Source organism: Staphylococcus hyicus (assembly GCF_000816085.1).
Taxonomy (GTDB): domain Bacteria; phylum Bacillota; class Bacilli; order Staphylococcales; family Staphylococcaceae; genus Staphylococcus; species Staphylococcus hyicus.
Window position 1 is genome coordinate 1,053,510 of record NZ_CP008747.1, and the last position, 20,182, is coordinate 1,073,691.

Sequence of the window (20,182 nt, forward strand, 5' to 3'; positions counted from 1 at the left end):
CTTATCCACATTCTTCACACTCTACCAATCCACCCAATCACACACCACACATCACATATATATCAATCTCACACATTCTCACATGCTAAATCTATCACACCAACTAACATAACCCACCCAAACCAACGCATCAAATCCCATACATCAATAATCACATTTACACCCAACCAACCCAACACATTCAACAAATCAAATCGACAAAATAAACAATCACATAAACTAAATCCAAAACAAAGAAATTCGAAACCTTACACCCTTAACCCTTATCATGCCCAAACCCTCACACATTCCCATTTGTTCCAACCTCATAACCTTACACGCTCACATGCTCACATGTCTTCAATCCTAACCACTCACGCACATAATCATCACACTACATCTATATACATATACACATATATCATCACATCTTATTGCTTAACACTTCAGCATATACATATATCAATACACACATATACAATTACTTATAATCACATCACTACACATGCAATCATACACATGTACACTATGCACATACTCATATACATACATGCAACATTACACACACTCACAATAATATACATATCTATATTAGGCTTATTTACGCTTATAACTGCCTTAATAGACATTTATATCTATTAATTAATAAACTATACTCATTTATACACGATCGAGTGAACAACGTTTATAACTTGATTAAGGCGTATTATAGATATGCGCACATAAATTAATATTATGATAATAAACGCCATACATGAAACACGTATGACATCAATATCAGTCACACAAGCACACGTTAATACTAATCAATCTCATCAATATCAATTACATAAATATACACATAGACAATCATAATAGGGGATTAACCAAGCAAGGTAAGTAATAGCAAGCACATTACAACCTAATTACACCACTAACACATGATAATGATTTATCATCTATGCATTAACATATACAAATGAATTAAGGTTAATTATAATGCTGATTATTTCTATAATTACACTTGTTACAAATTATGTATAAAGTGTAAAACTTCCAAGCAAAATAAAATATAATATAAGTTAAAAGCATTGTATTTCACGATGTATCGTGTTATAATTAGTTATACTCATTGAAAGGAGGACAGTCACCGAATGAACCGAATTGAAAGGGAACTTAAAACCCTTGAGGTTAAAGAGAAAAAGGCAAGGTACTATAAAGAGATAACGGAAATTGTGAGAAATGTTATCTACATGATTATAGCCCTTGCCACACTCTTAAAACTATTAGGTTAATAAGTAGGGAATTAATTCCCTACTTCACTATATATTATATTCGAGGTGATGCAAAATGACAAAACAAATGTTCATTGATATTATTCACATCATAGTAAATGTTGTTTCAATCATTATCGGTTTAGCTCTATTAATTTGCTTATGGCTTTACTTGTAAAATTTCGATTCGGTTCATTCAAATAGACATTATGAAAAATGAAATCATTCTAACAATAAAAAATTTATTTGAGGAGCTTAAAAGCTCTCAGATATCACGTGAAACGGGTTTACCTTATCAGACTGTTCAGGATTTAAAAAACGGTAGAACCCACATTGAAGATGCGAAATTTAGAACGGTTATTAAACTCTATGAGTATCAAAAATCATTGAAAAATAGTGGGGAAAATTAAAATTTCAACTTTACTATAAAGGTGAACGGTTACACTTAAATGATAACTGTAGCCTTTACTAATCAAGTAAGATAAAATATAATATAAGTAAGGATAAGGTAATAAATGAGGTGAGAAAATGAAAGACATCAAATATTTATCGACTGAAACATTAAAACGTAAAGCCTCAGCACTATCTAAAAAGATTGACATAGCTGAATGTGATGGCTATTACAATTTGCTAGATGAATCAAAGCAAGAACTTAATAAGGTATTAACTGAACTTGAAACAAGATAGACCATAAACTAAAACAATAGGAGGTGACAACCATGTTTATATTAGAATGGTATCAAATAATAGCTTTGGCTTGTGGGTGTGGATTTTTAGGAGCATTAACAAGTAAAGAACTTAGAAACAAATTATTTTAAAACTTCAAAGAAAGATAAAATATAACAAGAATAAGAAGAGGCGCAAGAAATGGATTACGATTTAAAAACTTTTAGCAACTCACAAGAATTAAAGAAAGGCGACTTACAAAGCTACAAAGATTTGATAAATGATGTAGGCGCTGGAAATTGGCAAAACGACGAAATACATTTGTTTGAATCAATAGAGGATTTCACAAAATATGAAATTTGTCACGGCTGGTATAACTTATATGATAAAGTGAACGACGACTATAACGGCGCACCTAATTTATTTAATTATATAGATTTAGAAGATTTAGGAAATGACCTAATTGAAATGTGGGATGCATCGTGTCATTTCTTAACATCAGAAAACAAAGTATTAACAACTTCTCACGGATGGTAAAAAAGAAAGGGTTTAATGGAAATCTAAGTATAAATAATTTATGAAAGTGGGACAATGGCAATGAATAAAATCAACATTTTAAATAAAGTAAATCAATTTAAGAATGAGATAGAATATATCGAAGTACACTCATATTTAGATGACCCAATCGAAGATTTAAAAATTTCAATTGAAAACGGTCAAACTAATTTAATTGCTACAATCGATGAAAAACATCTTACTAATGATAATGTATTAAAAGAAATCTTAACTTATATGAATGGAATTGGATTTGAAGAGTTTGCATATCAAGATATTGAAAATTTTGATTTATTGAACCATGAAGAGCAGCAAAGAGAAATGCTAGATGTATTTTTAACTTATGCCGAACTTTACACGATAGGTAATAAATTATATTGTGATTTCGAATTTTAAAGGAGATAAAAGGATATGTTTAAAATTAACGATAAAGTAAGAATTATTGATGCGGGCAATTATAATAATTATGTACACTATTATAATGTGCCAGTTTTAGAAGACAATTATTTAAATAACACTATTTTCACTATTAGTAATTTTGAAATGCTTGAAGAAGAAAACAAAGATAATAAAGCACACTATCAATATGAACTTATAGACCCAAACGGCTATACTTTAGAATTGTTAATTGATGGTTATGCTATTGAATTATTTGAGAATACAGAGTTTAAATGATATGAAAAAAATCAGTTTGTGAATTAGTATTAAAGAACAATAAGACTTTTATTAAAGATTATAGATTAAGAAGTGATATTGAGATTGTAAAAGGGAACCTAAAACAATTAAAACGGGTTATTTTAAAAAGTAAGTATATAGGTGTTGTAATTGGACAAGTGTCACGGGATCACTTCAACAATTATGTTATTGTCCAATATAGAAGTGGGTTCGCCCTGGGTGAATTAAACTAAATAAAACCTTAATATTAATAATAGAGGTGATACACATTAAAAAGCATGTTTTATATTTGAATTGTTATGAATTAAGTGTTTCAAATTATGGTTTACTTGATAGAAGATTAATTTTTCAGAAGCAAATTAAAAATGAACATCAGGCCTACAATATTATTGATAACTATTTAAGAGCCTTTGAAAGATTTGAAGAGGTGTCAGAACAACAAAAGTTAAATGAAATTAAATTTCAATATTTAGTGAAAAATAACAAAACTGGGCTATGGAATTGTATTGGCTTTAATTTCGCTAGTTATGAAGTTGAAATTTAAAAGTGTAGCATGACAATATTAGTATATTATTAAGATAAAATATAACAATTGTTGGAAGTAATCAAGGTAATTGTTATACTTTAATTAAGATTAAAAGGTAAATAAAATTTGCTTTGCGTATTCGCTGAATAATTGTTCAAATTACGATTCTTGAGCTAATGCGCAAAGCGATATAAAGAAAGGTTGTTAAAAATGGAAAATAAGAAAAAATCACGTATATATGTAACTAATTTAGGGAAGTACAATGAAGGCGAACTAATTGGCCAATGGTTAGATTTACCAGCATCAAAAAAAGACTTTGAAAAAGTTTTAAATAATATCGGAATCGGTAAAATTTATGAAGAATACTTTATATCGGATTGGGAATATATGCCGCAATTTATGTCCGAACATACTACAGATTTAAACAAGCTGAATAATATGGCAAAGGTTATGACAAGTATTTTTGAAAAAATTGGTCATAATTGGCTAGATAGTGCATATTTAGAAAGCGAGTATGATTTTATAGTGAAATCATTAAGTGATTATGAGCTTTATAATAATTGCGATAACGAATTTGATAAGATGATTGAAAAAATTTATGATTGTGAGATATTCCAAGATTTGAAAGAGTACGGCGAATACTTATTACAAGAGTGCAATTTTCTCGATTTTTATAACCTAGATGATGAAGTCAAACAATATATTGATGTTAACCAACTAGCTTATGACAATTATCTTGTTGATAGTGTACTTGCTGTGAACGATTCCGATTATCCTAAAAATAATAAAATGTTTATTATAGAAAGATAAAATATAACAAACATAGCGGTAGAGGGGTGGCCGCTTTTTTAGAGGTGTAGAAAATGGAATATTTTACAATAAAAAGAGCGCAAAAAAATATTGATAATACTAAAAATTTTATAGAGCGTATATATATTAATTGGGAAGTTATCAGTGATTTTAAAAATGATAGTTATCATAGAGTTATATACGCCGACGCTTACAAGCAAAACTACAATTACAAGATAAACATAAAAGCGAAGACTTTTAAAAGTTATAACGATTATAAGTATATTTACCAGTCATTCGACAATGCTGAATCGTTACAGTTTGATATTATTAAGGCGCCTAATTATAAAAAGGCAATCAATAAACTAATTGATAACTATGATAGATACGGGTTAACACTTGAAAACTTGAATGATAGAAAAGACTTTAATAGCTTATTTAATTATGAAAACGAAATACTTAAATATAGAAAGAGTATTGAAAATTGCTTTATGTGTGGTTTGCCTTGTGTTATTAACTTTTCAGTTGATGAAATTGATATATTGAAAGATTTAAAAAAACTGATTAAAAATTTGTATTCATGCGAGGTTATAACCCATAAAGATATATTCGATAATGTCCAAACAATTTGGAAACTATTATAATACTTTACCAGCCGTTTATGACGGCTGTTTTTTTATGTTCGATCGTGTGTACATTATTTAGCGTGTAATTGCTATTATAATAGCGTTAAATAAATTATCGTAGTTACCTACAAGGGAGGGATAACAGCGTATATAGTGCTACACACAAGCGTTTGTAGCAAGATTTAATACAAATGTATAACTCTAAATTTAAATATTTTAGATATTAGCATTACATAGCGATGTTAATAAATATACAAGCTCAAAAGCTCATATTTGAGTTTTAACGGGGTTTAACCAATCAGGGTATACCCCTAGGTAAAATGAAATACTGATTTTATAACGAGGTTTTAAAGGTGGTATAAGCTGTTTCAAACGAATTGTAATAGTGTTTTTCTGCTTGTTATTAAGTGGTTTATATACTGGTTTATGGCTTTACTATACATATAATAAGTAATAACGCTTTTGGTGGGAGGTTGTCTCATCGGGGTTCGGTATAAATAATCATAGAATGGAGATTGATGAGATCACAATTAAAAATTCCTATATAACAGCGAATAATAAATTAGACGGGGAAATTACTCTATATAACAGAAATTTTCAAAAATCACGGGGAAAGGTATTGTCAATTCAAGAAAGATAAATTATAATATAAATATAGATAAAGTGATTATAATTAACTTAATGAGGGAGTGAAAGTTATGTCATCAAATGTAGTAAAAATTAGTGAGCTTACAAGATCTTCATCAGCTTATGAAACAATTAATGATTTCGTTAGCGAAATTGGTATTAATTCAGCTGCAACTAAAAAAGCTTATCAGCAAGACCTTTTACAATTTTGTAATAGCAATTTAGGATCAGCCAATGTGCGTATTGATGCTGTAGTTAATTCACTCACTCGAAAAAAGCTAGTCGAATATAGAAATACTTTGGCTGAAAAATTTAAATTACAACCTAATTCAATAAATAGAAAAGTAACAGTATTAAAAGAATTCGCTAAATACTTATATAATTTGGGGTATGATATTAACTTAAATAGCCTTAATACTATAACAAAATTAAAAGCCACTAAAAATTCTTATGAAGTACTGTCATATGATGAGGCAATAAGAATAATAGAATGGTTTAGAGATAATGAAAGAGAAGAGGCATTAGCTAAGTACTATTATGCTTTATTAGCATTTGATACAGGTATAAGAGCAGAAGCTCTTAATACTTTGACTCCTCAGTCATTTGTTTGGAAAGATAAAGAGGTTTTAATAAAAGGAATAGATAAAGGAAATAAGTCGTTTACTAAAAGTATATCTGTAGAATTTGCAAATGAAATATTTGATAATTTAAACCTTCATAATCATAAAGACGACAATAATCCTATATTTAATTTCTCCAGTGCTCTTAGGTACAAAATGATGAAAAGGGCTAAGAAAGCTTTAGGGTGGAATAATAGAAATATTACTTTTCATAGCTTTAAAAAGGGTGCAGTTAATTATGCGTTCGACTCTACTAAAGATATTCAAATTGCAAGGGAAGTAGGGTGTCATTCAAGTATTGTCACAACTCAAATTTATTTAGATGATAATAAAAAATTATTTCAAGGTGCTATATCTAAACAACAAAAACTTAGCAGTAGTGACGTTAATTTAGCAGATTATTCTAAGGATCAATTGTTGGAAGCACTTAAAGATTTGCCAGAAGCTATGAATATTATGTTAAAGGAAGCATTAATAAAACAAAATATATAATAAATTCACGGTTACGGTAGACATTTCTTCCAATTTATAGTTTACTTGAGGTGTACCAAAAATGATACGATATACTGGTTTTGTCTAATAGATATAACTTTTAGATTGGTTTTTGATATACCTTGAGTAAAAGTACTACGGGTTTTAATGTCATTATTAGTGACAGATTAATATTTTGAAGAGCAATTCCAAAAAAGAGTTTTAATAAAATAACAACATATAAAAACAATAAAAGTAAATCATAAAACCGAAAAATCAAAAATCAAATTTTAACAAAAAGAAAAGGTGGTCAGCTTGGACAAACAACAAGCATTTAAAGATTTAATTACTGAACTTAAAAATAAAAATACTGATGAATACATCAATAAAATAACAGACAACTTAGAGCAGAAATTTAAGATTCCTGTTGGTGTCACTAGATCCTTCACTGCAAGAAATATCGATAAAAAATTTTTTGAAAAGACGGATATAAGATTAATAAGCCTATTTGTTCTAGAGGCACTAGAGGTCATGAATAGGGAAAAATTCATTGATGAAATATTCACTAAAGGCGAAATTAATGAAATTAAACAGTATGATTTCCATGCTTATAATCAACAGGATGCTATCAAACTTCCTTATACTTTTCAACCTTGTATACCAGTAAATACAGTATATTCAACTAAAATCTCAGTTAAAGAAATATCGGAATTCGTAAATGCAGGTATTATTAATTACAATTTCGATATTCAACGTGAGGCAAAACTAGAAATAAGAACTAATAAAATTGTAAAAAATCCCACTTTAAATAGAAGAAATATTAAAGAAATGGAAAATCTTTTATTGAAAGATGCATTAAAAGAAAGTACTCTTTATTTTAATGCTGCGCCGTTGACTTCACATGACGGTGATGAGTTGGTATATGATCCTAATGACTTTAGTTTAACTATTACAGAAGGAACTAGAATAGATGTTATAGATGGTTTTCACCGTGTACTAGCAGCTCAGAATGCATATAGAATCAATCCTTCGATTGAGTTTGAATTTAACGTAGTATTTAGTAATTTCACAACTTCTGAAGCAATAAATTGGCAATCGCAGCATAGTAAAGCTACACCATGGTCTAGAAATAGGGTTGCAGAACTTCAACAAGAATCAAGAGGTGCACGAATTATTAAAGCAATCAAGGCTAAAGATATTGAATTCGAAAAATTAATTACTTCTGGCGCCAGATTAAATTACTCAATTGGATTAGTATCGTTTAAGAAATTAGCAGAATTTATAGATGAGTTATTCACTGTAGAAAACCGCAGTGAAGAAGTTAAAGTTTCAGAAGAAATAGCACAACTTTTATTATCTATAAATGAAATTAAGCAAGTTTCTAGTTGGAACACTCAATTATTTATTTACGGTTGCTTAAAAGAATATGTTGAGGATTTTAATAGAGATACTGACGCTTACTTACAGCATTTACAGAAATTATATAAAGCTTTGATCAATAACAAGGTTAACTTAAATGTTGATACTAATCTTTCGGAAAACACTATCAAGAGAGAAGCTTACAACCAACTAAAGCAATTGCAGAAGGAACTAGATTAGAGGTGTCATATGAGTTATTATAACAATTTTTATAAACTATCATTTATTGACTCTGTTGAATCTGATTATGAAAGGAAAATTTATAAATCTCTTTTTAATAAGAGTAAAAGAAGTGAAGAGTTGTTTGATAAAGATTTATATAATTTTACTGATAGTGAAATTGAAGCGTTTCTTTATTCAGTAAACACATCAAGTAGAAATACTCTTATAACGTACGTTAATGTTGCTAGAAAGTATGTAGATTTTGCGATCGAGAATGGCGATAGAATCTCTAACATTAATTTATTTAAAACGTTCACTTATGATACAATGCATAATTATCTTCAAGCATATAAAAGTAAATACTTATCTGAAGTAGATTTTAATATAAATGTTGATATGCTATATAACCACTGTGATAGGGCAATTATATTGTCTATTTACCATGGAATGGGCGGGTTTGAATATCAAGAAATTACTAATTTAACAATTGATGATGTTAAAGAGGCTAAAACAAGTCCATCAAGAGTTTTAGGTGGGCAACAATATTACTACATTAAACTAAGAGAAAAAGTTAACGGTTATAATAAAGAAAGATATTTAGATATTCCTAAATCATTACTTATTGAGTTAGAGAAAACTTATTATGAAGATACGTACTATTTAAATAACGGAGATTCCAATGGTAAAGTTAAATATAGTGAATTTATTGAAGGGAAGCACATCTTTCGCAACATCAATTTAAAGAAAAACACTAGTGAAGAAAAAATTGATAAGCAGATTATATATAGAAGAATTAATAAGCTTAAAAGTATAACTAATGACAGTTTAGGAAGTATTAAAACAGTTCATAATTCAGGTTTTATTTACAATTTATATTTGCTGTCTAAAGATGGAAAATTAGACTTTTATGACGTATTAGAAGTTATTAAAAGATTTAACTTGTTTGTCAATGAGCAGTCAACATCGTTTACTATCAAGAAAGAGTTAAAAAAATATGAAGAAGCTTTAAAAAACATATATAACGTTGAGGTAGTAAACAAGCCCTAAATTTTTAGGGTATTAAGAAAGATAAAATATAACACTTGACAATTTTGTAATTTGATAGTATAATCACTATTGTAAGTTATGTTATGAAATTACAAATATTGTATTTGTAAAAATCAAATAGAGGTGATGCTTTGGCGCATTATAGTGTAAGAGTTACCCGGGATAAAAATGTCGGCAAACTTAAAGAAAAGGATCTTAAAGAAATTAAAGAAGAAGCTATAGTGGCTATGTACAAGGTTATACGTCAGCACATAGTAGGCTTCGATTTAAGCAAACCAGATGGTAAATTAACCGTCTTTGAATTTGATATTGATGTAAACTCACCTAAGACTACTAGGGATAAAGAGTATGCATCAAATATTGAACTAATTTAGTTGAAAGGAAAATGTTATGGACATTAACACAATTAATGCGACTGTGAATAACAGTATCGTCCAATTCGAAGGATCAGCTTATGAGCTATTAATAGAATTGAGGCAGCGAGCAATAGGTGAAATAAAAATTTTACTTGAAAAAGAATTGTTATTAGGACTTAATGAGAATCAACAAAACTATTATGTTTCGAATGAAGAACGTGAATTCTTTGTTTCATCAATAGATGAAACGAATTATAACATGACTGAGGATGAGATTGTCCAAGTTAGTGATGTTGAAACATCTGATGAAATTAATAGTTCATTAGGAGAGCAATTTGATTTAGAATTAGTTAACAAAATTCAAAACATAGCTGATTTTGTTGGGTATGCCGATAAAATCATTAAAGCTAAAGGCAATGGTGAATTTAGTTCTACTCCTGTTGATGAAATCATTACAGAATTCAAGAAAATAAATAGTGTAAAAGAGAACTATGGAGAATTTGTAATCTCTACAGGTTTCAAAACTTTGTAGGGGGTAATGATATGAAATTTCTAATCATTAAACCAAATACCGATTCTATTAACAGATTGAAAAATCCAAAATTATTTGAAGAGGTTGAAGTTACCAAGATTAATAATCCCAAAGTTTTTATTCAAGAAAAAATAGGTACAGATGTCATATCACGATTGATAGGGGATTATCTAGTATGGATGAGTAACCCTAATGAGAACATTATTGATGATACGGGATTTAATTATGAAGGTGGTAAAAACCTTGTTAATAGTCATTTATCAATTAATATGTTAGTCAATGAGCAAGATTTTGCCTATGGCAATGTTATAGTGACCTCGAATTATAAAGTTACTTCAAGTATGTTTGCAGGTTTAAATAATCAAGATATCGCAAACGTTATGAATGCGTTTAGTAATACAGATACTGCTATTGTTGACCAAAACAATAAGCAGGTTGTAATCGATAAATTAAATGATCCATTGCTCTCACCTAATGGATTAAGTAACTTAGAACTAGATGAGCCTAAGTTACCTAAATTAGAAGAAGATGCCAATGAGAAAACTATTCATACATATAATGATGAAAGATATGAAGAAAAAGTTATTATTAACAGAGTAGATAATTCTTTGGTCTCAGCATTAGAAGATGAAGATTTACAAGAAAAATTAAAATTGCTTTAAGAAAGATAAAATATAATACAAGTAAAATAGGAGATAATAAAATGGCTGAAAAACGTAAACAATTTGAAAATAAAGTATCAATCTTAGGAGAATTAAAAGATTTAGAAGTACGTGATTTAAAAACTAAAAAAGGTGTACCGATGAAAATTGCTAACCTACAAATTAAAACTGGTGAAGGTGAAGTTCATCGTGCAACTATGATGGCTGTTGAATATTATGAGCGTGACGGTAAAAAAGAAGATAATAAATCATTTAAGGCTATTCAAACCATGGAAGATGAGTATATTTCTATTAAAGACATCGCTGAAAAGAAACTGGAAGAAAGTCCAACAGTTGTTCGTGTTAATGGATCGTTAGAGAACAACATGTATAAGAATCGTCAAGGCGAAGTACAAGAAACTGCACAAGTTACGGCACGTTTCGTGAATCGTGTAGATGAAGTAAGTTCTGATAAATTCGGTGTAGAATTTACTGTTCAAACTTTTGTTGTATCTCAACCAGCACGTGTAATGGATAAGAATGAAGACGAGACTGATCAAGTGAAATTTAAAGTGGCTACAATTGATTATCGTGGAGAAGCACATCCGTTTGAAGTGTATGCAGATAATGAATATGGTGTGGCAGAGTGGGCAGAAGATAATGCAGAAAAAGGTATGACATTGGTTATAAGTGGGATTTGGAACAACAAATACAATGTTGTACAAGTAGAGCGACCAAATCCAGCTGGAGTAGGTAAGCCAATAGTGGATACTCAACGAGAAATTGACAATCGAATTTTAGTTGAAGGAATTATCCCAGTTGAAGATGAAGATGACCCATCATTCATTACTCCAGAAGAAATGAAAACATCTATGAAAAAATATGAAGACCATAAAGTAGAAGTTAAATCTTCTGAAACAAAAGAAAAGACTACTGAAGTAAAAAAAGGTGTAGCTACATCAAATACAACATCTAAAAAGCCGACTATTAGTGAAGATGACTTACCGTTTTAAGTAAAAATAGAAAAACATACATAAAAGTTTGAAATAAAATTACAATTTTAACGCAGAGTGGGTGAAAGCCCCACTATCAATCAAAAGGAGAGAATTTTACATATGTCATTAGATATTTTTAATCCATCAATTTCAGCGGTACCAAAAGGTTTAGAGGGGAAAACAATTTTACTTTATGGCCAAAATTCATCGGGTAAAACCAAACAAGCAGCTCGCATGAGTAAACCTTTCTACTTAGGTTTTGAAAAAGGTTTAAATGCTATCTCGGGTATCCCTTTTAATTACATTAGAAAGTGGTCAGACTTTAAAAAGTTGAATAAACAATTTTCAGGTAACAACACTGATAAAGCTCGTGAGTTATATGACACTATCATTTTTGACACTGTTGATATTGCAGCTATTTATTGCCAACGGTATGTTGCAAATCAACATGGAGCTGCTGATATCGCATCAGGTAATGGAGGTTTTGGCTTATGGCAACAATATAAAGATGAATTCTGGGGAGAAATTGATAAATTAACATCAGTAGGATATACAGTTATCTTTATTGGACATCAAACAAGAGATAATGATACAAATCAAATTTTACCAGATGGTGATAAGCGTTCTATGGGCATTGTACGTGATCTTGCTGACGTAGTAGTTTATCTAAATACTAACGGTGTAGACGAAGACGGAAATGTTATCTTATCAACAGGTTATGTTCGTGAAACGCCTGAATTCTTTGCACGATCACGTTTCGATTTAATGCCAAATAAGATTGATCCATTTACAGCTGAAAATTTAGAAAAAGCTCTTGAGATTGGTATCAAGCGTCAAGAAGAGCAGGGTGAAAATGTTATTTCTTATGATGATTATGTCGCTAACACTAGTTCAGAAGAATTAGATTTTAATGAGTTACGTGATAAATTAACTGAATTAGGTAAACAATATATGGAAGCGGATAGATTGGAAGAATTCACTGAATTGATGTCAGATACATTCGGTGAAGGAACTAAAGTAAGTGACCTTAAAGAAAAACAGGTTGAATCAGTTTCAATCATTATTGACACCTTAAAAGATAAATTATAACATTATTCAAATTTTTGAGTAGATTTCCTTGAAACTTGTATGCATAACTTACATTTAGAACTTATAAAATAATCCAATATCGTGTGCTTTAACAATCCAAAGTGAAAATTTAAGTTATGCATAAGTTCAGTAGTTATTTAGTGCTACTGAGCTTTATTTTTAAAATTATTTGGAAGTGAAATAAATGGCTAATCTAGTTAAATGCCCGTTGTGTGGCATGAAAGATAATCGGGAACTAATGGTTAAAGTTGGAAATAGATATTGGCATGATTCATGTCGTATTGAATATGAAGAAAATCAAGACGCTGAGAAAACTGAAGAATTAAAAATTAAAGAGAGAGATAAAGAAGAGTATAAAGATTTGATTGAGTACATTTGCGATCTTTTTGACTGTGAAAAACCTAATGGAATAATTTTTAAACAAATAAAGGATTTGCATAATGCTCCATATAACTATAGATATAAAGCGATTCAAATGTCTCTAGAATATTTCTTTAATGTTAAAAATAACTCTACTAATAAAGCAAGAGGAATAGGTATAGTACCCTACATATACGATGAAGCAGCTGAGTTTTATAAAAATCTAGCAAAAATATCTCAAACAAACATAGAACAAGAATCAATTAAACCAAAGGAAGTTATTATTAAAAAACCAGTAAGAGACATGAGTAAAAAGAAGAGTAAATTTAATTTAAATGACATATAGAGACGGTGAATTAAAATATGAGTTTATTTCCTAACACAAGTGTGTGTAGCGCACTAGCATGCTTAATGAAAAAGCCTACTCTTATAGAAGAGAGTAAAATTCAGTTAGATAAAGATGATCTTTATACTAGTAATGAGAGTAAATTTTATTACATCATTTATTCGGCTATAAATAATTTGTTTATTGATGGTATGAGAGAAGAAATCACACCTCCAGTAATCGATGAATTTTTAAGCCATTATGATGATGTATATAAAACATTTAGTCAAAACGATGGTGTGGAATTTTTATACCATATATCAGAAACTTTAAGTAATCCTGAGTCCTATCACAGACATGCTACGAGAATTCGAAAGTTTACTTTATTACGTGAACTAGATAGATTAGGATTTGATATACATGATATCTATCATACTACAAGTGACGAAGAAACTAATGCAACAATGCAAGCCAGATTTGAAAATCTTACTGTTGATGACATCATAGAACACTATGAAAAAATAGTTAACGAATTTGCTAATAAATTTAAAATAGGATATGAGACTGAAGGTGGAATAGCGGGAGAGAATGGATTAGATTTATTTGCTAGTTTTAAAGAAGCGCCTCAGTATGGTGTAACAACGTGTGGAAAATTACAAAATAGTATCTTTAGAGGGCAACTATTAGGGGCATCTATGTTACGTTCAGCATCTACTAATACTTTTAAATCACGTACATCTTTAGCAGAAGCAACCGATTTAGCAATAAATAAATGGTTTAATTGGGAAACTAATCAATGGGATAATAAAGGGCAGTCAGAAAAAGTTTTATATATTACAACCGAGATGGAACAAGAAGAATTAGAACCTACCATTTGGGCATATATATCAGGGGTCAAAGAAGAAAAAATTAAGGATTATGATTTATCAAATGATGAAGTAAAGGTCATCGAAGAATCAATAAAACACCTCAATGATTGCAAAAGTTTTCATATTGAATATGTACCTAAGTTTGATCCTACTACTATTAACGCAATTATTAAAAAGTACGTAGTTCAATATGATGTAGATTATGTATTCTTCGATTATATACATTTAAACTTTCAAATCATGATGGATATAGCTAGTAAAACTAGAGGTATGACAACACGTGAAGATATGATTCTAGGTATCTTTGCAGCAGGTCTAGCAGAAATGGCCAAAGAATATAAATTCCACCTATCTACATCTACACAGGTTAACGGTGATGCTACTTATAGTAAAAAACTAGATCAAAACGTTTTACGGGGAGCCAAAAATATGGCGGATAAATTTACTAAAGCGTTAATAATGTCTAGACCTACTAAAGAAGATGAGAAGGTTATTGAAACCATTCTAGGACAAATAAAAGGCGTTAACAAAAAACCTAATATGATTTGGCACATATATAAAAATCGACATTCTAAATATAAAGGTAAGTTATATTTACATGTAGATTTTGACACAATGCGTATGGAAGATTTATTTATGACTAATGATAAAGATGAAATACTTAAAGTAAAACCTACAGAATTATACATAAAACATGAAGACAGTGAAGAAGATTTGAGTTCATTGCCATTTTAGAAGGTGGTTAACTAGATGTTTGATAAAGATGAATTTAAACAATCACTAACAATTGAAGATATTGAAAAAATATTTACATATTTTAAAGCAGATTATCATATAAATAATAATGGAGAATTAGTTGCAGAGACAATTTGTCATAATCGCAATAATGGATCTCACAAGCTGTACTATTATCCTGATTCTCACACTTTTTATTGTTATACACATTGTGGCTCTTTTGATATTTATGACCTAGTAGAAAAAGTAAATTTAACTCGAGGAAATAAATTAACATTCAGACAATGTATAAAACAGATATCTGACATATTAGGAAGAAATATCAATCTAAATAACAAAATTAAGGGTGTTCAAACTAATGTAAAACTCATTAACGATTGGTCGTGGTTAAAGAAGATTAGTAAAAAAACACCTGTATCTCCTCAATTGAAGACAATTAACGAGTCTATAATAAATTATTTTGATGAGCAATATCCATACGCCTGGTTTAAAGAAGGAATAACCGTAGATACTATGAATAAATATGATATTAGATTTTACTCAGAAATGTGTGAAACTATAATACCTCATAGAGATCAAGAAGGTAATTTAGTAGGTATTAGAAGTCGTGTTTGGAATAAGGAAGCGGTTAAAAAAGCTAAATATAGACCCACCTATATTGGAGACAAAGGTTTTAATCACCCCTTAGGATATACATTATTTGGATTACATCAAAACAAAGAGGCGATAAAGAGAAAAAAGAAAGCAATGATAGTAGAAGGTGAAAAATCATGTTTATTTTCTGATTCATATTATGGAGATGATAATTTTGTAGTTGCTATTTGTGGGAGTAATGTAAGCAGGTATCAAGCTAGGCTGCTTATAGATTTGGGAATCGAAGAACTTATTATAGCTATTGATAAGGAATACTTTATTAACGAAGGCATAGACTATGAAAAATATATGAAAAAAGTTATGAGAATTGCCAAGCATTTTGCACCATATTGTAGGACATATCATCTTACTGATACGTGTGGTAGGTTAGGTTTGAAGCAAAGTCCTCTAGATATATCAAAAGAAGAATTAGAACAGATGATGAAAGTAGACAAGCATTTAATTACAATGAAAGATTTGGAGGGCATTCTTTAGTGAAAGTTAAGAACATTAATAACTCAGAATATAGTGATGTGATTAAACAAGTACTATCTAACAGAGGGATTGAGAAAAGTGATTTTAAGTATTATTTAGAACCAAGTAAAGATTTAATGCCTAATTATAAGTTGTTGGATAACATATATATAGGGATAGATTTACTAAATAGGCACGTTAAAAATAGATCTAATATAGGTATCATAGTCGACAGTGACTTTGATGGGTTGACTAGTACTGCTATCTTTTATAAGTTCTTAATTAATTATTGTAATGTTGAACAGGATTTAATTAATTTAATCTTACCTAGAAGAAAAAGTCATGGTATCAATATGGAAGATGTTACATGTGTTTTAAGTGAAGGAGATTTATTAATAGTACCAGATGCAGGATCTAGCGATTTTGAGCAACACGAAGAATTAAATAGTAAATCAATCAGTTGCTTAGTGGTCGACCATCACCTAGCTCCCCAAAAAGATACACCTGCTATAATTATAAATAATCAACTTTCTGACTCCTTCCCTAATAAAGCATTAACTGGTTCTGCTATGTCTTATCTATTTTGTAAAGGCTATCTAAATGAAAACAATTGTGATGACCCAACAGATTTACAAGATTTGGCCGCTATGGGATTGATTGCAGATAGGGCAGATTTCTCACAAGATTTAGGTGCATATTTTATGATGCGCTCAGGCCTAAAAAGTGAGAATATTAATAGTAAGCTGCTAAAAAAAGTTGTAGAAAAAAATGGCAACCTTGAAGAAAATACTGATTTAAATGCCAAAGACATTGGGTTTAATGTTGCTCCTATTTTTAATTCTGTTTTTCGAATGGGAAAGGTTGAAGAACTAGAACAAGTAATTCATGGAATCTGTGAGTTTGACTATGAATTGTATAACAAACGTAAGAAAATGAACCAAAGCATAGTCGAAGAGGCTTATTTAAGAGCAATGTCAGTTAAAAGAAGGCAGAAGAAGCAAGAAGATGAAATTATGGAGAAAATTAAAGCTCACATCAAAGATAAAGGTTCCGATAAATATAAAATACTTATAGTAAATTCTACTGGGATTGTTAAAGATAGTGGAATGAACGGACTAGTAGCAATGAAGTTAGTTCGCGAATATAATAGGCCTGTTTTAATGGTCACTCAAGTAGGGGATAAGTTTAAAGGATCGGCAAGAAACTTGAATAATTCCCCGATTGAAGACCTGAATCGTTTTTTGAGTGATACTGGATATTTCACATGCCGTGGCCATGCAAATGCTTTTGGTGTGGAGTTTGATTCGGAATACGCATTAAACATTCAACAAGAACTAGAAGCTAAACTAATAGATGTTGATTTAGACAATGTTCAATATGAAGTTGATTTTGAGTGGTCAAACCATATTGACATACCAACCATTCATCAACTAGCAGAATATAAAAATATGTGGTGCAATGGTATCGATGAACCGCTAATCTATTTAAAGGATATTTATATAAAGAAAGAAGATTTTAATTTTATAGGTAAAACTGGTAATACTTTAAAATTGAATATACAAGGCGTAGATTTAATTAAATTTAGAATTAGCGAAGATGAAAAACGTGAAATTGCCATGGCTGATTCAACGTCATATATTAATCTAATAGCTACTGCATCTGTAAATACATACAAGGGTATTAACACACCACAATTAATGATAGAAGATTTTAATTTAATACCAGCAAAAGACAGATTGGATACACATATTTCTTTAAATGAATTGCCGTTTTAAAAGATAAAATATAACATTGAAAGTATTTATTGACATACTTAAGCTTATGTATTATAATTTAGTCATAAGGTAATCAAAAAGTAATTGCAGAGTGATTACTGGCTTGTATCGATATAAATTGTTATCGATATTTTCGAGTAATCAGTCTTTAGTAAATTAATTAAAATGTCTATATAAAAAGGGAGCCGTCTACTCCCTATTTATGCTCATTTACTAGTGTAGGTTATTATTAAATAACATGGGTGCAATTCCCATATTGAGCTCCAATATTACAACTTTTTATTTACCCTTTAATCCAGCCACTGGCTTTAAACTTGTCAGTGGTAGTTTTTTATAAAAAGTTTTGCTATCTAGAAAGATAAAATATAACAAAATAATTTTGGAGAGAGGTGTTAGGGTGAGTATTAATACTAAAAATTTTAAAAGAGGATCCACAGGGTTGCTCTGGGAACACCAGAATAGGTTTCATGAATACATCAGAATCCTAAACGGCAGTAGTAATTATTCATCAATACTTAAGAAAGTTATGACTTTTAAAGAAGTAGAAATAGTTTTTAAATTACCACATAATACTGTTATTCAAGATTTCAAAAAAGGCATTTTCAAAAAGACAACCGTCAGAAAAAGTGGAAATACTTATTTAATTACCTTGCATGAAGCTAAACGCCACTATGAGGACTATTGGAGTACTAGAGCTAAGAAGAATATAAGCCACCTTTATTCAAGTTATGATGGTAAGAAAATGAGTGAAGATGAATATTTTATTCGTTTTAATGAAAGAGTAGAAGCTAAAACACTAGTGAAACAAGATAAAATATAATATAAAGGATGATATGAATGAAGGTAAAAAAGAATGTATTAATGACACTAACAGAACTTATTAACAGTATTACTGATAATGAAGTATTAGGTAATAATTTTGAAAATAAGAAAGGAGATAGAGTATCTGTAGATGAATGTGGTTTAATAAAATGCCAAATTAATTTCCCTGATGAATTGTTTAATGTAGAAACAGAAAGCCAAATTGATGAGAACACAATTATACCTGAGCTTTTAGAAGTGTATGAGTTTAGTAGTCGGATCAAATATTCTAGAGTTTATAAAAATGAAAGCATAAATAATGTAATAAGAACTCGTAAACACTATATTGAGGAACCGATTACTAGTGCGTTTTATATACTTGATGAAGATATGACAGCATCATTATTATGGAAAGATGGTGTATTAATCGATGAAATATAAAGTTAAAAAGCAAATGACGTTACCAGAACTGATTCAGTGGGGGTGGGATAACGAAATAGAGAATATGTTTTTTCGTAGCAGCGATGGAAGTGAAGTCCATTTTGAACTTGAGGGTAACTTTAATACTGAAGAATATATAGCATTTAATGAAACTTTCGAAGTTGAAGTCGAAGAAGAAATTACGGAAGAAACCTTTATCCCTAAGTTGATAGAGGTGTATAAAAATGTAAGGGGAGAATCTTTTAGTTTTTCCTATAGTAACAAAAGCATAAATCATGTTTTAAATATAAATGAACTTTATCAGAATCGTCCAACTAAAGCCTTTTACATGCTCAACGACGACTGTACGATGACGTTATTATGGCGAAATGGGGAGATGGTGGAATGATACCGAAATTTAGAGTATGGGATAGAAAACTAGAAATAATGTACGAGGCAAATGAATTAATCATTCAAATCAAGGGATCTGAAATCTTAGTGGCACATGATCCAACGTTACATCAATTTATTAATTATACTCTAATGCAATCAACGGGAGTTAAAGATAAAAACGGCGTTGAAGTTTATCAGGATGACTTTGTAAAGGACGCTCAAACAAATCGATATGGAATAGTATGTTTAGGTCTAGAAGGGTTTGCAATTATGTGGAGACATAAGGAAGAGAATATTCATCACTGTCTAACAGAATTTGAAGTAGTAGGTAATATATATGAAAATACAGAATTGCTTTTGGAGGCATAA

The 20,182-nt window shown here is 29.8% G+C and carries 25 protein-coding genes; all 25 read left to right on the top strand.

All coding sequences use genetic code 11. From position 1 onward, the window contains the following. Window positions 1-1,112 precede the first annotated feature (1,112 nt). The 25 genes from SHYC_RS12275 to SHYC_RS04980 all read left to right on the top strand — a co-directional run bounded on the left by SHYC_RS12275 (window position 1,113) and on the right by SHYC_RS04980 (window position 20,182). Window positions 1,113-1,253: a hypothetical protein gene (locus SHYC_RS12275; RefSeq protein ID WP_158484644.1), complete on the top strand. Its 141-nt coding sequence runs from the start codon at window positions 1,113-1,115 to the stop codon at window positions 1,251-1,253. Window positions 1,254-1,441: 188 nt separating this feature from the next. After that, the gene (locus SHYC_RS12000; RefSeq protein ID WP_082021531.1) at window positions 1,442-1,642 is read left to right on the top strand and encodes a hypothetical protein; all 201 of its coding nucleotides are present in this window, start codon (window positions 1,442-1,444) and stop codon (window positions 1,640-1,642) included. A gap of 118 nt (window positions 1,643-1,760) precedes the next feature. Continuing rightward, window positions 1,761-1,919, top strand: coding sequence for a hypothetical protein (locus SHYC_RS12280; RefSeq protein WP_158484646.1), 159 nt, complete (start codon window positions 1,761-1,763; stop codon window positions 1,917-1,919). 180 nt (window positions 1,920-2,099) lie between these two features. Beyond that, entirely contained in the window at window positions 2,100-2,435 is a 336-nt protein-coding gene (locus SHYC_RS04875; RefSeq protein WP_039644968.1) for a hypothetical protein, read from the top strand. Window positions 2,436-2,489: 54 nt separating this feature from the next. Continuing rightward, complete coding sequence (locus SHYC_RS04880; protein WP_039644971.1) at window positions 2,490-2,849, top strand: hypothetical protein; 360 nt, start codon at window positions 2,490-2,492, stop codon at window positions 2,847-2,849. Window positions 2,850-2,864: 15 nt separating this feature from the next. Continuing rightward, the gene (locus SHYC_RS04885; protein ID WP_039644973.1) at window positions 2,865-3,128 is read left to right on the top strand and encodes a hypothetical protein; all 264 of its coding nucleotides are present in this window, start codon (window positions 2,865-2,867) and stop codon (window positions 3,126-3,128) included. 289 nt (window positions 3,129-3,417) lie between these two features. After that, entirely contained in the window at window positions 3,418-3,672 is a 255-nt protein-coding gene (locus tag SHYC_RS12285; RefSeq protein WP_039644974.1) for a hypothetical protein, read from the top strand. Window positions 3,673-3,864: 192 nt separating this feature from the next. Further along, on the top strand, window positions 3,865-4,464 hold the full coding sequence (locus SHYC_RS11835) for an antirestriction protein ArdA (protein WP_052257813.1): 600 nt from the start codon (window positions 3,865-3,867) through the stop codon (window positions 4,462-4,464). Between the two features lie 53 nt (window positions 4,465-4,517). Further along, complete coding sequence (locus SHYC_RS04900; protein WP_039644976.1) at window positions 4,518-5,087, top strand: hypothetical protein; 570 nt, start codon at window positions 4,518-4,520, stop codon at window positions 5,085-5,087. A gap of 680 nt (window positions 5,088-5,767) precedes the next feature. Then, window positions 5,768-6,808, top strand: a complete 1,041-nt coding sequence (locus SHYC_RS04905; RefSeq protein ID WP_052257814.1) for a tyrosine-type recombinase/integrase — start codon at window positions 5,768-5,770, stop codon at window positions 6,806-6,808. 285 nt (window positions 6,809-7,093) lie between these two features. After that, window positions 7,094-8,386: a ParB N-terminal domain-containing protein gene (locus SHYC_RS04910; RefSeq protein WP_405305903.1), complete on the top strand. Its 1,293-nt coding sequence runs from the start codon at window positions 7,094-7,096 to the stop codon at window positions 8,384-8,386. A 9-nt stretch (window positions 8,387-8,395) separates the two neighbouring features. Then, complete coding sequence (locus tag SHYC_RS04915) at window positions 8,396-9,415, top strand: phage lytic cycle repressor MrpR family protein (RefSeq protein WP_039644980.1); 1,020 nt, start codon at window positions 8,396-8,398, stop codon at window positions 9,413-9,415. A gap of 131 nt (window positions 9,416-9,546) precedes the next feature. Continuing rightward, on the top strand, window positions 9,547-9,789 hold the full coding sequence (locus SHYC_RS04920) for a hypothetical protein (RefSeq protein ID WP_039644983.1): 243 nt from the start codon (window positions 9,547-9,549) through the stop codon (window positions 9,787-9,789). Window positions 9,790-9,805: 16 nt separating this feature from the next. Beyond that, window positions 9,806-10,303, top strand: coding sequence for a hypothetical protein (locus SHYC_RS04925; protein WP_039644984.1), 498 nt, complete (start codon window positions 9,806-9,808; stop codon window positions 10,301-10,303). A gap of 11 nt (window positions 10,304-10,314) precedes the next feature. Then, the gene (locus SHYC_RS04930; RefSeq protein ID WP_039644985.1) at window positions 10,315-10,965 is read left to right on the top strand and encodes a hypothetical protein; all 651 of its coding nucleotides are present in this window, start codon (window positions 10,315-10,317) and stop codon (window positions 10,963-10,965) included. A 41-nt stretch (window positions 10,966-11,006) separates the two neighbouring features. Then, window positions 11,007-11,957 carry a hypothetical protein gene (locus SHYC_RS04935; RefSeq protein WP_039644986.1) on the top strand — a complete coding sequence of 317 codons (951 nt, stop codon included), beginning with the start codon at window positions 11,007-11,009 and terminating at the stop codon, window positions 11,955-11,957. A gap of 102 nt (window positions 11,958-12,059) precedes the next feature. Continuing rightward, window positions 12,060-13,028, top strand: coding sequence for an ATP-binding protein (locus tag SHYC_RS04940; protein WP_039644989.1), 969 nt, complete (start codon window positions 12,060-12,062; stop codon window positions 13,026-13,028). A 184-nt stretch (window positions 13,029-13,212) separates the two neighbouring features. Beyond that, on the top strand, window positions 13,213-13,734 hold the full coding sequence (locus tag SHYC_RS04945; RefSeq protein WP_039644991.1) for a hypothetical protein: 522 nt from the start codon (window positions 13,213-13,215) through the stop codon (window positions 13,732-13,734). Between the two features lie 65 nt (window positions 13,735-13,799). Continuing rightward, the gene (locus tag SHYC_RS04950; RefSeq protein WP_231912804.1) at window positions 13,800-15,317 is read left to right on the top strand and encodes a DnaB-like helicase C-terminal domain-containing protein; all 1,518 of its coding nucleotides are present in this window, start codon (window positions 13,800-13,802) and stop codon (window positions 15,315-15,317) included. A gap of 15 nt (window positions 15,318-15,332) precedes the next feature. Beyond that, on the top strand, window positions 15,333-16,445 hold the full coding sequence (locus tag SHYC_RS04955; RefSeq protein ID WP_039644993.1) for a hypothetical protein: 1,113 nt from the start codon (window positions 15,333-15,335) through the stop codon (window positions 16,443-16,445). Beyond that, entirely contained in the window at window positions 16,445-18,199 is a 1,755-nt protein-coding gene (locus SHYC_RS04960; RefSeq protein WP_039644995.1) for a DHH family phosphoesterase, read from the top strand. Before SHYC_RS04955 ends, SHYC_RS04960 begins: the two co-directional genes overlap by 1 nt. 397 nt (window positions 18,200-18,596) lie before the next feature. Continuing rightward, a complete protein-coding gene (locus SHYC_RS04965; RefSeq protein WP_052257816.1) occupies window positions 18,597-19,019 on the top strand; it encodes a helix-turn-helix domain-containing protein in 423 nt (140 codons plus the stop codon). Window positions 19,020-19,036: 17 nt separating this feature from the next. Next, window positions 19,037-19,441, top strand: a complete 405-nt coding sequence (locus SHYC_RS04970; RefSeq protein WP_039644997.1) for a hypothetical protein — start codon at window positions 19,037-19,039, stop codon at window positions 19,439-19,441. After that, on the top strand, window positions 19,431-19,829 hold the full coding sequence (locus tag SHYC_RS04975; RefSeq protein ID WP_039644998.1) for a hypothetical protein: 399 nt from the start codon (window positions 19,431-19,433) through the stop codon (window positions 19,827-19,829). Before SHYC_RS04970 ends, SHYC_RS04975 begins: the two co-directional genes overlap by 11 nt. After that, window positions 19,826-20,182: a YopX family protein gene (locus SHYC_RS04980; protein ID WP_039644999.1), complete on the top strand. Its 357-nt coding sequence runs from the start codon at window positions 19,826-19,828 to the stop codon at window positions 20,180-20,182. Before SHYC_RS04975 ends, SHYC_RS04980 begins: the two co-directional genes overlap by 4 nt.